The sequence below is a fragment of the Pedobacter ginsengisoli genome, assembly GCF_030244015.1.
Taxonomy (GTDB): Bacteria; Bacteroidota; Bacteroidia; order Sphingobacteriales; family Sphingobacteriaceae; genus Pedobacter; species Pedobacter ginsengisoli.
Map to the genome: position 1 here is coordinate 175,610 of NZ_JASSYX010000004.1, position 16,379 is coordinate 191,988.

Below are 16,379 nucleotides of genomic sequence, written 5' to 3' on the forward strand. Positions count from 1 at the left end.
CATGATTCTAGTAGCAGACAGTGGTTCGTCAAAAACCGATTGGATGGGGTACAGTCCTACCGAAACGATTAGCTTTAGCACACAGGGAATTAATCCTTACTTTTTAAATGCGCACGATATCTTCAAGCTTTTTTCCAAAAAGAAGGAGATCGCTGCTTATGCCGAAAAAGTAAGGGAAATTTATTTTTTTGGAGCAGGGTGTTCTTCTCCGGATAAGATAGAAGTAATATCTAATGGGATTTCGTCTTTTTTCACAAATGCTTATGTGTCTGTAGAGCATGATCTTATTGGCTCTGCATATGCAACATGTGGAAATACAAAAGGACTGACCTGCATACTGGGTACAGGGTCAAATATTTCTTATTTTGATGGCACAGAAGTTCATAGTGGTTCACACGGATTAGGTTATGCCCTGGGCGATGAAGGCTCGGGGACTTATTTTGGCCGCAAACTCATTACAGCCTATCTTTACGGGCAAATGCCTGCGGACCTGGGGGTTGAATTCGCTGCAGATTATGAGATCGACAAGGAATCGGTGATTACGAATGTTTATCAGAAACCGGCACCAAACATCTATCTCGCATCGATCAGCAAATTTATGGCTGCTCATAAAGACCACCCTTTTATTCTGGGTATACTTCGGGAAGGTTTCCAGGAGTTTGTCGACTCCAATATTAAAGACTATCCCAATTATAAAAGCCTGGACACTCATTTTGTAGGCTCGATTGCATTCTACTATCAGGATGTATTGAAAGAGGTCTGCCTGAATAACCAGGTAAGAGTTGGCAAAATACTGCAAAAACCTATTGAAGGGATTTACAATTATATCCTAAAGAAAGAGGGCATCCTGGTATAGCCTTTACCGGCGAATGATATCTTTTATTTTTTTGACACCATAGGCCGCTCCTGCTAATAACAGTAAGCTGGTACCGCCATCAATAGGAACATCAGGGTCTCCGCCCGGCATCCCGGGATCTCCCTGCCGCGCACATGCATTCATAGCCGTTAAAAAAAAACAAATTATTAAGGTATATTTTTTCATATCTGCCAATGATATGTAAACAGCCATAAATAACAAAAACACTTGTGCAATTAACCGGATAATCACCGGCTAACTGCGCACACAATGATCATATTTGCCAAAATTGATTGTTGTTATGAAAGCACTGTGGTATCTGATTGCGGCTCTATGGTTATGTTTTGTTCATGATGCCGCAGCCCAGGAATGGTTGGACGGCTATAGTTACAGAAAAAAAATTACGATTAACAAATCTAAGGTTCAGGCAATAGAAATAAGTGCCGGCGCTTCCGTTATAAAGCAGGATCTACCAAACTTCCCTGTACTGATTGAAATTCAGGATGATGACCTGATCCATGTCCCGGGAGCCTGCGGGAACAAAATGCGAAATGTGGAAGGAAGGGATATTTCTTTTGCATTAAGCGGTGTCCCTTCCACCCCGCTGAGCTTCGAGCTGGAGAATTATGATCCTGCAAAGGGAAAATTAACCTGCTGGGTCAGAATCGGCTCACTTTCAGCAAACGGAACTGCAACTGCTGCTACTTCTATTTATTTATACTACGGATCGGCCTTGCTACACGATCCTTTTGGATTCAATGGCATAAACGTCTGGTCCGGAGATTTCAGCCGGGTATGGCATCTTAAATGCGATGTATTACCCGCGACAAGTAAAGATGCACAATCGTCTGGTATTACAGCTCAGGATATAACCGGCAGCGCCGGTGTAGACGAAACCAATTTTATTCCTTCGAAGATCGGGACAGGTCTCCGGCTGGAAGGGTCCACAGGCACATTTTATTCCGGTATGGATACCAGTAGCACCGCCACGCTCTCTGCCTGGATCAATTTAAACAGTATCGGGACAGAACAGGTGATTATAGCTAATGACAGCGTCAACGGACAATTTAGAAATGGGTATGTATTCAAAGTTAACGCAAATGGGAAACTCGTTGTGGAACTTTACAGGAGCATGACCGCTCATGTCTCCACTTCTTCGGCGATATTGACCCCCAACAAATGGTATCATGTAGTCGCTTTAATCTCAGGAACTCAGGTCTCTCTTATTTTAAACGGATTAAAGGTGGGCGGCAAAACCGACGTAATGCTGGGAAACGGGGGCTCAATACGTATAGGTAGCGGCAAACAAAATAATGGATATTATTCCGGATCTATTGACGAGCTCCGGATTCAAAAAATAGTGAAGCCCATGGAGTGGCTGAAAACACAATATGTCAACCAGGATAATCCTTCAATTTTCTTCACAATATCCGAAGAAGAATACAATCCGTCTGAATTTTCAAAATTTATTGGTCCTTCAGGCGGATCATGGACCCTGCCGGCAAATTGGAGTAACGGATTTATACCCGCATCAGGTTCGAATGTTATAATTCCTCCAGGAAAATCAGTTCGCATTTCCGGGAGCAGCCCGGCAGCAGTCAATACCCTGACGATCAAAGCAGGCGCTCAACTTCAGTTAAGTAATGATCTTGAAATAAATTGCGCTTTGCAGACAGACATCGGCGCTGCTATTAAATTAGACGATCAAATCGTTCTAAAGTGCAATGGAAATGTCATCAACAATGGAAATATATCGATAAACCACACGACAGGGACATTGGTTTTTTCAGGGCGTAATGGCACACAGCTTTTTTCTGGCAATGGGACAACAAGTATACACGGGCTGGAGAATGACCAGGTTCTTATGAACAGTGAGCTGATTCTGAATACTCAGATCGGGGTATCAGGTTATGTAAGCTTAAAAAGAGGGATACTCAACTGCAACGGCAACCTCACTTTGCTGGCCGATGACAAATCCGGTTCGGCGTCAATATTGCCCGTACCGCTGAATGACGCCCGTATTATTGGCAACATAAATGTACAACAGTATATTTCCGGCAATTACCCCGCTCCCGCAACAGCAAGGAACTGGAGGTTACTCGCCTCTCCTGTATATTGTGACACGGCCTCCGGTTCAAAATACTATAATATCTCTGCTTTCAGGAATGCCATGTTCATCACCGGGCCAGGAGGAGTGTCAAATGGTTTTGATGCATCACCCCTAAACAGCGGAACCGTGTATCTGCACGATCAATCTTTGTCCGGGAATTTGTCACAAAAGTATACCTCCATAAATGATATTAATGCGCAAATAGCCTTAGGAAAAGGAATTTATATTTTTTCCAGGGGATCGCGAACGGCACCAGAGGCCTACCTCAATCAAATCCAGCAAGCTCCCTTTTCGAATCCTGACGGATACTACCTGACGCATACTGGTAAGGTGTATACAGGAGAGTTAAGCTTCCAGTTAGATAATAAAAATGCCGGAGCAGAGGGAGAAGGCTTTAACTTGCTTGGAAATCCATATCCGGGGAATCTACTCTGGGGTAATCTTATAAAAGTAAATCTGAGTCCATATGTTTGGCAATATGATCCATTAAACAGAGATTACATTGTTAGTGACGGCCCTGACACAAAGATTCCCATAGGAACTGGATTTTTTGTAAAGGTTCTTTCAGGAAAGTCTTCAGGTTCAATTACGTTTTCAGAAAGTGCAAAAGCTCCTGCTGCTGAAACTGCCGTCAGCAGTGTTGCCGCCTTTAATGAATTCAAATCAAGGCCAAAATTATCTCATTTAAATGTGCATTCCGGAACCAGCAATGGCGGCGAATTAAATATGACAGCGCTTGTAAGCAGAAAAGCCTTTAGTCAGCAATACCGTTTAAATTTTGATGAAAATGGAAATGATGACCTGGATGATAATGACGCCATAAAATTGGGAGAAGGGTATATCAATATTTCAAGTGTGATCGGGAACAGCAGATTAGCTATTGAACAAAGATCCTCATCTAAGGACATTCAAAAAATTGATCTTTATGTCACAGGCTGGGAAAGCGGAACTTACACCATTGACGTGAAAGCCTCGGCGGCGCTCATAAAGGCTAAGGCAATTACATTGACAGATAATTACCTGAAACAGGAAATAAAATTGCAGGACTCCATTAAAGGTTATGCATTTAAAATTGATACCAAAATACAGGCAACACAAGATAACCGTTTTGTAATTAAACTGGAATCCAGTAAGCAAGATGAGGCTTCCATTGACAACAGAGATGAAGTTATTATATATCCTAATCCTGTCTCAAACAGGCTTTATTTCAAATCTCTTGGCAAAAATACAAAGAACGCACAACTCATACTTACGGATGTATCAGGTAAAATAGTTGCTGCACAGAAAATAGAATGGGCACACGTTGAACCCTCAATAGATTGCTCAAATTTATCAAAGGGTCTTTATTTAATGAAACTATATGAACAGAAAAGCCATAAAATCATAAAAACCTTTAAAGTTGTGAAGGAATAATTCTGAGTAGGCAAAATCCGCTTACCACTACGGCTTAATTAATAGCACTTCCAAATCGTTTATGATTGAGTATCCAATATCGTAACATGAAAAATATAAATTCTGCATTTCCGTAAGACGAATATTGGTATAGTATTCAAAATCAAACCCTTTAGCAATCAGGAAATTCTTATTCACTCTCTTCTTGCCTTTGCTGTATAACATGCTAAGTATTGCCCTGTTATTTCTAAGTATCTTGTCAATATTGTCAAATGAATCCTTAGCTTCGCTCATCTTATAGGTATAGTTATAACGGCTACGGCATTGATCACTGCAGAATTTTTTATCTGGCCTGCCTTTGATCTTCATATTACAGCAGGCACAAAGTCTATCATTAATCATAAAAACAATTTTTCAGAAATCTATATAGTCTGCCTCAAAGAAGCCAAATTATCCAGTCACTTATTTTAAAAACCCGGCCTGGATAATAATCTAAAAGCCCTCAGAATTTACATCCTGAGGGCTTTTATGAAGAGTATTGATTTAGAACAAATTATTTTTTAGTCACCTTGAACTCTGTCCTTCTGTTTAAGGCCCTTCCTGCCGGGTTATCTTTTCCATTTGCCAAAGTATTCGGTGCAACCGGTTTTGTTTCACCATAACCACGGCTGATCATCCTGGAAATGGAGACTCCTTTTGAGATCAGGTAGTCAACACAAGCTTTTGCCCGTCTGTTAGAGAGATCAAGATTGTAAACATCCGATCCCTTACTATCTGTATGAGCACTCAATTCTATTTCTATGCTCGGATTGTCGACCATAATTGTATAAAGATAATCCAGTTTGCCTTTAGAATCCTCGGTTAAGGTTGCTTTATCAAATTCATAAAGCACGTCTTTCAATACAATTGGCTTGTCGATCTCGTAAGGGATCAGACAAATATCAGGACTGAATAAAGTGTCTCTTTTCGCAATTTCCTCATGTGTGAAGTTGAGTATCTTAGTGAAATACTTATCCTTTTCTGCTGTGATCTTTAATTTACGGTTGGAGTTAATCTTAAAGCTGTAAGCTCCCGACTCATCTGTAGTTACTGTAAGTGTTTGCAATGAATCCGCCAGTGAAACTTTAGCATTAGCTAATGGTTTTAAGGTGTTACAATCCAATATTATTCCTTTAACATTTAAGTATTCACGTTTGATATTAAATATTTCCAGGCAGCATAAAGATTCCCGGTCTGAGCTGATATACCCCTCTGTGTCCGTATCGTCTGATGGGGTGAAGTACATGTCATCTTTAGAAGAATTGAATGGATAGCCCACGTTTCTCGGCTCTGACCAGGAAGCAAAATCACCTTCACTTTCGTAAAAATCATATCCTCCCATTCCTACTCGTCCGTTGCTGCTGAACAGCAATTTTTTACTCTGACTGTTGTAGTATGGTGCCTGCTCATCTTCCGGGGTATTTACAGAAGATCCTAAGTTGACTGACTGCCCTAATGAACCATCAGAGCGCAGAGGGCAATACCATAGGTCATATTTTCCGGATCCGCCAGGTTTATTCGAGGAAAAGATTAAATAGTGTCCATCTTTGGTTACAAATGGTTGTATGGAATTAAAGCCTTTGACATTAATTTGGCCCCCAAGTTCCAGTGGTTCTGACCAACCGCTTGCTGTGCCCGCTGCTGCATTTACCTGATATATTTTCTTATCGCCTTTTCCAGTCCAGCTCGTTATATACATCACTTTTCCGTTGGGATGGAATGCCGGAGCTGCAGATTCTCTGTTCCTGGCATCTGTGATCACCTTTTTAATGGTTACATTTTCATTAAGCGGGTTTCCTAAAACCTCATAAACTGCATTAAGGAAAGGCGTTTCGGTCTTGCTAACCTTTGCATTGTCCTTATCTGTCAATATTTCCCTTTTTCCGGTAACGGTACCTGGTCTTGAAGATGTAAAGTAAAGGCTCGTTCCTTTTAAAACAGGAGTATAGTTTGATCCTTTTTGATTGATACTGCTTTTAAGTTTGCTTAGCTTGAACAGCCTCGGGTAACGTAGTTCATAAAGTGCGAACTGGCAGGAAGCGATTTCGGATTTTGCCTTTGCAACATACCCGTCATTTGTCTTATATTTACCCAAAAAGGTATTAAATGCTTCTATTGCTTCTGTATACTTTTGGTTTGCGCGTAATGCTTCACCATACCAGAATGAGCTTAAAATATATTTTGGATTGCTGAACCCATTTGCAATTGCATACCATTTTTCTGCATCAGTAAAATTTTTATAAAGCCTTAATGACTCAGCCAATTGAAATACGCTGTATTCATAGTCATTGTTTTTCGGACTTTCTTGCTTTATTTTATTTTCAAAACCGTAGGGTACAACAAAACCTGCACTATCTGCAGAAATTTGTAATGATCTTTTATAATATTCTGCAGCAGCATAATATTCTTTATTTTGAAAGTAAACATCGGCTGCTCTTTTACTATTTGTAACAAACTGTGCGTTGGCAACAGTAGTAAATAGGCACAGGATCAGTATCGTTTTAAGCAGTTTCATCTCTAAATGATTTGTTAAAGTATAGCGTTAGTTTATAATCTTGGGCAAAAGAAATTAGGTCCTAATATTCCTTTCCTGCTGGTAAATGAGATAGACAATTCTAACCCGCCCTGGCTTCGCGTGGCACGGTTTAAATTTGATGTATTAAAGTCATAGCTCACTCCAAAAGTCATGCTCTTCAAACGCAGTCCAAAAAACGCGATGGCTGCATCATCAACCCGGTAATTAGATCCAAAAAGTAAATCAGATTCCTGATTCAGCATAAACTGTGCATAAGCTCCAGCCGCGATTTCACGGGCATTGCCTTGTTTCATGTAAAGTGCATTTGGTGTGATGTCCAAAACTTCTGAAACCCGTACTCTTGCCCCCCCGTGTACTGCATATCTGATTGGCATACGCACGCTATTCCCTAAAAACTTATCTACCGGCCTGGTTAAATGTCCCGCCATGGCACCACCAAAGACGTTAACGGCCTGACCCGGATTTCCATCGAAATACATAATGCCCGCATTTACATCAGGGACAAGTGTATTTGAAGAAGCAAAGGATTCGTTTATTCCAAAATTTGGATCATATCCTGTTACAGGATTAAACTGTGTTCCCAACGTTATTTTTGAAGGATCAAAACTTTTGTTTAAAATACCGGCTTGTAAACCGAAGTTGATCATATTCAGTCCCGCTTTACCAAAGTGGATACGATATGCTCCTGAAACAAGGGCACTGAGATGATTGTAGCTTACATCTCCGGCATTTTGGTTCAATACCATTGCGCCAAATGCAAGATTCTTCACAGGCGCCATATCAAATGATGCTCCTCCCGTCAGGAATGAATTAGAGATTGTACCCCATTGCTGTTTAGCATTCAGGGAGACTCTATATTCCCCATCTGTAACACCGGTCAGAGCAGGGTTTAACCAAAGGGGGTGCGCATAATATTGAGAGAAGTGGGGATCAATTTGTGCTACCACCCTTACTGCTCCCAAACATAGAAACGCTCCTACTGCTATTATTTTTATTAGTTTCTTCATAACAAATTTGTTTTTCGAGTTTTTAGGTAAATGATTAAAATTAACTGGAGACATCTTCTATCTTAATAATGTTATGGTACCCTTTTTAGTTGTTTTTGTTCCATCATTAAAGTCAGCATCCAGATAGTAAACATATACCCCGTTTGGCTGCATATCACCCTTGTAAGTTCCGTCCCAGCCATTTTGAATATTCAATGATTCATACAGGAATTGGCCCCACTGATTATATACCCTAAACTTAATTTTGGTTATTGTATTTCCGTATACATACAGAACATCATTTTTACCATCGTTATTTGGAGTGAATGTATTAGGGACAAAAATGGTATTGCCTAATGGGTTATCAGTTTTGCCATTGAATGTTGTAGCATCGCTTAGCTGACAGTCTAACTGCCCCTTAGCTCTAACTCTAATGGTTACTGTTTGATCCGGCTGCAGCCCTCCATATAAATATGTTGTTCCCGCAGGCCCGCTGGTAGGGTCGATCCATGTTAAACCATTGTCAATTGAAACTTCGTAAGCAGTCGCTCCTGGTACGGCATTCCATTGGAATGTAATGCTTGTTCCTGTAACAGATTGAACTGAAACCACAGGTGCATCCAGTTTTGCCAGGACAGTTACAACAACAGCTGTACGGGTTGCACTCGGACATCCGGTAGTTTTATTAACTGCTTCAACATAATAGCTAGTAGTGCCGTTAAGGGCTGGAGTGGTGAATGTATTGCCATCAGCCAATGAGGTACCACCAGTCTGAACCGCATACCATTTATAGGTGAGCAGAGCATCAGGATTGTCTACTGAAAGCACTGTAGTACCAGAAGAGCACTGTGGCCCGCCTGCCCCTGAAATTGATAGCGGTGCGGATGGCAATGGCGCAGCATTAACAGTAACCGCAGTACGTGATGCACTGATACATGTACCTGCCGAAGCTCCTACATAAAATATAGCATTCGCATTTATCACCGGCGTTGTAAAGTTTTGACCTGATCCCAGTGCGGTACCTCCCGTTGATGTAGAGTACCAGCTGTAGATTACACCGGTCTGAGGATTTGAAACACTCAACACAGCAGTACTTCCTATACATGCGTTAACCGTAGCCGATACTACCACCGGCGTAAGTGGTTTTGGTGAGACGTTCACAGTAGCTTTTGTTCTTCCAGTTGCACTTCCACAGCCTGAAGCACTGACAGCCATCACATAAAAGTCTGTCGTAGCATTTAGAACTGAAGTTGTATACTGAGCACCGGTATGCAATAGTATTCCTCCGGTTGCCGCATTATACCATCTGTAGCTAATTCCCGCCTGTGCATTCTGAACAGAAAGTATTGTACTTTCACCACTACAGATGCTATTCCCTGCAGTTGATATTACAGGTGTCTCAGGCAACGGGTTAACCGTTAGCGTAACTGCTCTGGCGGTAGCTGAAGTGTTTTCACATTTATTCGTTCCTCTAACTGTCACATAGTAAGTTTTTGTGGCTGTTAATACAGGTGTTTCAAATACAGCACCGGTAAATATTGCATTTGTCAGTGCTGCATCAGAATACCATGTAAACACCGGACTTAAAACTGTAGTAGTTGTTGCAGTCAGTGTGGCTTTATTTCCCGCACAGAACGGAGCACCTGCACCAGCAATGACTATATCAGACGGCAGTGCCGGAGGATTAACTATCACCGTGACAATTTTCGCGTTTGCGGCATTATTTTCACATTTATTAGAACCTCTTACAGTTACGTAATAAGTTTTGTTAGCGGTCAGCGCCGGAGTATCAAATACTGGCCCAGTAAATACTACATTAGTTAAAGCAGCATCACTGTACCAGGTAAATATCGGGTTTGTAACCGTGGCGCTTGTAGCGGTTAATTTCGCTGATACGCCTGCACAGAACGGTGAACCAGCACCTGTCACAGTAATATCTGTTGCAACAGCTGGCGGATTAACAGTTAAAATTACTGCCCTGGCAGTTCCTGCGAGGTTTTCACATTTATTAGCACCCTTTACAGTTACATAGTAAGTTCTTGACGCTGTAAGCAGCGGTGTATCAAATATTGCACCGGTAAAGACCGCATTGGTCAACGCTGCATCAGTATACCAGGTAAACACAGGATTGATTACAGTTGTACTAGATGCAGTAAGCCGTGCTGAAGTACCGGCGCAGAACGGCGCGCCCGCACCAGCAACATTTACATCAATAGCTATTGCCGGTGGATTCACTGTTAACACTACTGTTTTAGCTGTCCCTGCGGTATTTTCGCATTTATTAGTGCCTTTTACAGTTACATAGTAAGTTCTTGTAGCGGTTAATACCGGTGTATTAAATAGAGCACCGGTAAAGACTGCATTGGTCAATGCTGCATCTGTATACCATGTGAATACCGGATTTGTAACCGTAGTGCTTGTAGCAGTAAGTGCTGCTTTTGCTCCGGCGCAGAACGGTGTGCCTGCACCTGCAACGGTCACATCAGTAGCTAATGCCGGCGGATTTACATTCAGGGTTACAATTTCAGCACCAGAAGCAAGGTTTTCGCACCTGTTAGAACCTTTCACAGTTACATAGTAAATTGTTTTCGCGGTCAATACAGGTGTAGTAAATATCGCACCTGTGAATACTGCGTTAGTTAAGGCGGCGTCTGTATACCAGGTGAAGACAGGGTTAGTTACTGTCGTTGTCGACGCCGTAAGTTTAGCAGTTGTTCCAGAACAGAAAGTAACGCCAGCTCCTGCTACATCAAGATCAGCAGCTGTTGAAGGAGGATTTACAGTTAATGCAACCACCTTAGCGTTGGCAGCAGTATTTGCGCATTTATTTGCCCCTCTGACAGCTACATAATAGGTTCTTGATGCTGACAGCACCGGCGTAATAAACACTGGTCCGGTAAATACAGCATTAGTGAGCGCTGCGTCAGTATACCAGGTGAATACTGGACTGGTGACAGTGGTGGTGCTTGCTGTCAGAGTTGCGGTCACCCCTGCGCAGAATGGTGCTGTTGCTCCGGTAACAGTAATGTCAGATGCAAGCGCAGTCGGATTTACCGTCAAAGTTATTTTAGTTCTTGCAGCTGTACTTGTACAAGAATTACCATTTACAGCTTCCACATAAAAGTTATGTACACCGACCGGCAGACTTGCAGGCGTTGCATATGTGTTGGTATTTGTTGCCAGAAGATTACCTCCTGTCAGGGCGTCGTACCAGTTAAATGTTACGCCAGTCACTGCATTAACACTTAGGTTCACTGAAGTATTCAGGCATGTTGTTGCAGGATTTCCCGCAGCAGCAACCGGTGGCAGCGGCGCAGCCAAAATCGTCACTGTAACTTTTGTTTTTGCGCTTTCGCACCCATTGCGTGTAGCAGATACGAAATAATCATAAGTGCCGGCTGGAAGTGCAGGATCGGTAGTCAGTGCTGCACCATCGTTACCGCTTAAATACGTAGTTCCACTGTACCATTTATAGGTAATACCTGCGACAGGATTACTCACTGCTAACATTGCGGATGTACCGGCACAGGCGGTAACTGCTGCACTTGAAACTTTTGGAGCAGCAATGATGCGTCTTGCGAAGTTAAAATCAAGCGTGGTCAGAACCGCAGCTAAGCCAGACCTTAATCTAAGTTCTACCCCGTCAAATTGTTTTTGCGGAACAAAGGTGATAATAGCGCCGCTATTGTCGCTTAACAGTTCCAGATTTATAATAGGATTGCTTGCTACAACCATATCGTTATTGCTCACAGCTCCTTTAAATGTTGTTATTTCTATTGAAGGCAAAACAGCTAAAGAAAGCAGTTTACCAGGAGAGCTGATACGTATCTGAACAGCATCACCGACATTTGACAAACCGTTAAAAGCAACTTGCTGATAAACTGACGCACCCAGAGCTCCGACCGGCATTACGAATGACGATGCACTTTCTGTATTGTTATCAACGGCAAGGCCTTCGTTAAACACAGCCGCAAGTAACGCAACTCCATCAACACCTGCTCTTACTGAAACAGTTGCCGGCTCACAAGGAACATCAGTCGGACTGCCATTAGGTATGATAGTAACCACTACTGAGGCACGGCCTGAGGCAGGACATCCTCCCGGTACTGTTGCATCTACGTAATAGGTTACCGTTATAGGTGCGGTGCCGTTATTAACTAATGGCGGAGTTACTACTCTCGGACCCGTAAACAGAACTACTGGACTGGTTGCAGTGGCATACCAGCGGAATACAGCCCCTGAAGTACTTGATGTGGCAGTTAAAACTGCAGGCGAACCAGATCTTACAGTAACCGCAGCAGGAGTAATTACTGGAATATCCAGGTTTCCGACATTAATGGTAGCAGTAGCTTTTGCAGCAGAAGCAATTCCACAATTGTTTACAGCTTCTACTGAATAAGTAGTTGTACCTGCAACACTGGCAACAGTAAATGTTACCCCGTCTTTTCCGGTTTGATACACACCCGCACTATTATACCATTTGTAAGTAACACCCACCAGTGGGTTTTTCACTTCAAGAACAACGCTGTTGCCTGCGCAGGTATTTATGGTCGCAGACACAAGAGCAGGAGTTAGCGGCGTTGGAGTTACAGTAACATCAACAGGGGTTCTATAGCTTGCGCATCCGGAAGCGGTATTGGCTTCTACAAAATATCTTGTGCTGGTGGTTAGTGCCGGAGTGGTAAATGTCACTCCGTCTTTACCAGTCTGGTAAACACCTGTTGCGCTGTACCATTTATAGGTAATACCAGCTTTAGGGTTCTTAACCGTTAAAACAGCTGTTTGAGTAGCACAAGCTGCTACATTTGACGAAACTACTTCAGGAGCAACAGCTACCCGTTGCGCATAGTTCAAATCAATAGTGGTCAATGCACCTGCAAGACCTGAATTTAATCTCACCTCAACTTTATCAAATTGCTGAGTTGGCACAAAAGAAATCAGTGCTCCGGTATTGCCACTAAGCAGTTCCAAACGGATCAACGGATCGTTAAGGCTTACACCATCATTGTTGCTGGTGTTATTATTATAGGTACTCACACGGATATTTGACAAAAGTCCCAGTGAAAGTAATTTACCAGGGGCAGTTAACAATACCCGGACAGTATCACCTACATTTGATAAGTTTGCAAAAGTAAGGCGTTGGTAAACAGACGCTCCCAGCAAGCCAACCGGCATCACCAATGAAGACGCTGTTGTAGTGTTGTTGTCTATAGCCAGCTGAGGATTGAAAACACCCGCCAGCAATGCGATTCCGGTTACGCCATTTATCTGGGCAATTGGAGCCTCGCAAGGGACCGGATTCGGGCCACCTCCGCCGTTAACTGTTATGGTAACTTGTACCCTGCTCGCAGCTGAACAACCGGTTACATTTGATTTAGCTTCTAAATAATAAGTAGTAGTAACTGTAAGCGGAGGGGTAATATAAGTTGGGCCTGTAAATACAGGAGTTGTTGAAGCTGCGGAAGTATACCAGTTAAAAGTAACATTTGCTTCCGTGGACGTCGCGGTCAGCATTGCTGTCTGACCAGGATTTACAGTCGTAGCTGAAGCAAGTATCTGCGGCAGAACTGGAAGTGGAGATATGGTAATGGCGACGGCTTTACGCGATGCGCTTACACAATTGCCATTTGCTGCACCTACATAATAAGTTGTATTTGCAGTCAGTGCAGGTGTAGTAAAAGTCGAACCGCTAAATACTGGTGTCCCGCCCGTCGGAGTGGTATACCAATTGTAAGTTACTCCGCTAACCGGGCTACTTACAGAAATCACGGCTCCGGATCCGGAACAAACAGGAGGTACTGCTGCCACAACCGGAACTGCAGGAGGAGTAGTCACAGTAACCGTAACAGGTATGCGCTGAACGTTAGCACAGCTGCCCTTACTTACTTCTATATAATATGTTCTTGTCGCGGTTAAAACCGGAGTGGTAAAATTCTCGCCAGTATGCAACAGTGTGCCTCCAGTTGGAGCAGTGTACCATCTAAGGGTTGTTCCGCCGTTGGCTGAGGCAGAAAGTGTAGTAGCGCTTCCAGAACAAATGGTCTGACCTGCAGCCGATACCGTTGGATTAGGATAGATGATCTCAGCACCATAGATACTTAAATTACTCAATGCAGCAACGACTGCTCCAAATCTGATTTCAACCCTGTCAAATAATCCACCGGCCAGAAAAGTAGCTTTGAACCTGTTTCCGCTTAATAATTTTAAATCTATCAATGCTGAAGAAAGCGCGTAAGTACTTACGACGTCAGCTCCGTTCATTACTCTTATCGTTGCACCACCGAGTGCACTTAGATCAGCCAGACCAACCGGAGTTGCAAGGTCCAGACGAATGCTGTCTGTTGCTACGCCGCCATTTGCGAAAATAAGTCTCTGATAACCTGTAGCCAAAACACCTACAGTCAGATTTATTTTTGTAAAGTTAGCCGGATCGGCATCTGTTGAATTACCGGCACCTTCGATACTGCATAATAAACATATACCATCTATACCTGTCTGCTGTGCAACCGCTGCATTACAATTCGGATTGACAGGACCGCCGATTACAGTTACTGTAACAGGTACCCTTGTTGCACTGCTGCAGTCAGAAGCATTTTCAGTTCCTACATAATAAGTTGTAGTGGCTGTCAACGCAGGAGTAGTAAAACTTGGCCCGGTTGCTAACGCTACACCGCCAGTCGGACCCGCAAACCATTTAATAGTATTACCGGCCGTTGCTGTAGCCTGTAAGGTTGCTGTCTGTCCTGAACTGATTGTTTCATTATTAGTCACGACAGAAGGCAATCCCGGAAGAGGATTTACATTGACAACAACCGCAGTCCGGCTTGTACTTACACATGTTCCGGTTACCCCTTCAACATAAAATGTTGTTGGTGCTGATAAAGCTGATGTAGTATAATCATTCCCAGTTGCCAGGGCCGTTCCACCGGTTGGGGTTGTATACCATCTGTATGCCACTCCGGCTGCCGGACTCGTCACCGACAAAGTCGCTGTAGATCCGGCACAAATCGGTGCAACTGCTGTCACAACTGGGGCCATTGGCGTTGCGGTAACAGTAACAACAACAGGTACACGTACTGATTCATCAATACATCCAATTCTTCTCGCCGCAACATAATAAGTTTTACTGGCATTTAAAGCTGGTGTAACGAATGCTGCATTGTATGCTACCGTTGCTAGCGCCGTGCCCCCGGCAAGCGAATCATACCAGCGAAGTTCGTTTGTTGCTGCCGTTGTTGCCTTCAGGCTTGCTGCATTACCAGAACAAATTGCCACTGCATTAGATGCAGGAGCTGTAAAGGTTGGCCTGCCCGCTGAACGGGTAACAGTATATAAATTTAATGTCTGTGTTAAACTTGCATTCAATAATGATGACATCGTCACCTTTACTCTATCATATGGCAAGCCAGGAGCAAAAGGAATGGATACTGCCTGACCACTATTCAGCAGCCCCAGAAGATCCAAATTAAGCAGCGCGGATATATTTGTATTTCCGACGGCAGTGATTCCGTTATACGCGGTAACTGAAACATTGTTCAACAAGCCAACGTTTAAAAGAGCAGGATCAGCCTGAATCTTGATGTTAATATCATCTGTAGGATTTGACAATGTTTCAAAATATATATTCTGGCTTATCGTTCCGGCTACACCTAAGATTCCCAGGCTCAGTTCAGAAAAATTATTCGGATTCGCATCAATAGCATATTCTGGATTTTTGACGCCGGCCTTACCTAGTCCTAAAAGATCTACGGTAAGACCTGTTCCTTCAAAACTAGTAGCGAAGGCCTGAGCGCACGGATCAATGCCGTTTGTATAAAATGCGTTATAAACTTTAGTCTCGTTCGACTGTCCCAACAATAATGCATCCGTAACATCTTGTATATATATACGGTCATAAGCGAGAGCTGGCGTTAAGGCAACATAGAAATTGCCATTCGCGTCTTTGATCAATTTTAAATTAGAATTGGTAAATGCGCCGGAACTGCTTCCTGATAATACAGCAGTTCCACCATTCCTGGCTTCAATATTAAAATAATGATTACCAAGTATAAGACCTCCCGCAATATCAGCAAGCGCTCCACCAAGATTACCGCCTAACAATGCATTTAAAACATCCGGATCAAAATCGATTCTGAGAAATGAGGTAGTGCCCGCAGGCAATGTACCCGGAAATTTAAGCTCCAGCCGGCCATTGTATTTGCCCGCTCCCAATACCAGTCCACCATAAGATTTAACAGTAGCAAAGCTATCGTCAGTCAAAATAGCATTTCCCGGGTTGTCTACATGATCACCTGCAGCGGTTCCAATAGTAACCTGATTTGCATAAATTCTGGATTGCGCATACGATTTAGTGCTAATAAGCGTTACGCTTATCAGACTAATTAGAATAATAATAGACTTTTTAAAATTTCCTGGTAAGGTAGATGTCCATTTCATAGGAGAGGGATTGAATTTATCAAA

7 protein-coding genes are annotated in these 16,379 nt (G+C 42.9%); 2 read left to right on the forward strand and 5 right to left on the reverse strand.

The window, feature by feature from the left end:
* Position 1: 1 nt before the first annotated feature.
* A complete protein-coding gene (locus tag QEP08_RS18065; RefSeq protein WP_285060034.1) occupies positions 2–856 on the forward strand; it encodes an N-acetylglucosamine kinase in 855 nt (284 codons plus the stop codon).
* 3 nt (positions 857–859) lie between these two features.
* Here QEP08_RS18065 and QEP08_RS18070 read toward each other — a convergent pair whose 3' ends face one another.
* Positions 860–1,000, reverse strand: coding sequence for a PID-CTERM protein-sorting domain-containing protein (locus tag QEP08_RS18070; RefSeq protein WP_285060035.1), 141 nt, complete (start codon positions 998–1,000; stop codon positions 860–862).
* Positions 1,001–1,157: 157 nt separating this feature from the next.
* On the opposite strand from QEP08_RS18070, the gene QEP08_RS18075 reads away from it, so the two are divergent.
* Positions 1,158–4,379 (forward strand): DUF8693 domain-containing protein, encoded by a 3,222-nt coding sequence (locus QEP08_RS18075; RefSeq protein WP_285060036.1) that lies wholly within the window; start codon positions 1,158–1,160, stop codon positions 4,377–4,379.
* A 27-nt stretch (positions 4,380–4,406) separates the two neighbouring features.
* On the opposite strand, the gene QEP08_RS18080 is transcribed toward QEP08_RS18075, so the two are convergent.
* The 4 genes from QEP08_RS18080 to QEP08_RS18095 form a co-directional block, all read right to left on the reverse strand.
* Positions 4,407–4,760 carry a hypothetical protein gene (locus QEP08_RS18080; protein WP_285060037.1) on the reverse strand — a complete coding sequence of 118 codons (354 nt, stop codon included), beginning with the start codon at positions 4,758–4,760 and terminating at the stop codon, positions 4,407–4,409.
* Between the two features lie 151 nt (positions 4,761–4,911).
* Complete coding sequence (locus tag QEP08_RS18085; RefSeq protein ID WP_285060038.1) at positions 4,912–6,912, reverse strand: OmpA family protein; 2,001 nt, start codon at positions 6,910–6,912, stop codon at positions 4,912–4,914.
* Positions 6,913–6,944: 32 nt separating this feature from the next.
* Positions 6,945–7,940 carry a PorP/SprF family type IX secretion system membrane protein gene (locus QEP08_RS18090; RefSeq protein WP_285060039.1) on the reverse strand — a complete coding sequence of 332 codons (996 nt, stop codon included), beginning with the start codon at positions 7,938–7,940 and terminating at the stop codon, positions 6,945–6,947.
* Positions 7,941–7,997: 57 nt separating this feature from the next.
* Positions 7,998–16,355 (reverse strand): Ig-like domain-containing protein, encoded by an 8,358-nt coding sequence (locus QEP08_RS18095; protein ID WP_285060041.1) that lies wholly within the window; start codon positions 16,353–16,355, stop codon positions 7,998–8,000.
* Between the last annotated feature and the right edge of the window lie 24 nt (positions 16,356–16,379).

Bases quoted from the DNA above. Each gene is read 5' to 3' on its own strand.
- QEP08_RS18080 (WP_285060037.1), bottom strand. From the start codon at position 4,760: ATGATTAATGATAGACTTTGTGCCTGCTGTAATATGAAGATCAAAGGC.
- QEP08_RS18075 (WP_285060036.1), top strand. From the start codon at position 1,158: ATGAAAGCACTGTGGTATCTGATTGCGGCTCTATGGTTATGTTTTGTT.
- QEP08_RS18065 (WP_285060034.1), top strand. From the start codon at position 2: ATGATTCTAGTAGCAGACAGTGGTTCGTCAAAAACCGATTGGATGGGG.
- QEP08_RS18070 (WP_285060035.1), bottom strand. From the start codon at position 1,000: ATGAATGCATGTGCGCGGCAGGGAGATCCCGGGATGCCGGGCGGAGAC.
- QEP08_RS18095 (WP_285060041.1), bottom strand. From the start codon at position 16,355: ATGAAATGGACATCTACCTTACCAGGAAATTTTAAAAAGTCTATTATT.
- QEP08_RS18085 (WP_285060038.1), bottom strand. From the start codon at position 6,912: ATGAAACTGCTTAAAACGATACTGATCCTGTGCCTATTTACTACTGTT.
- QEP08_RS18090 (WP_285060039.1), bottom strand. From the start codon at position 7,940: ATGAAGAAACTAATAAAAATAATAGCAGTAGGAGCGTTTCTATGTTTG.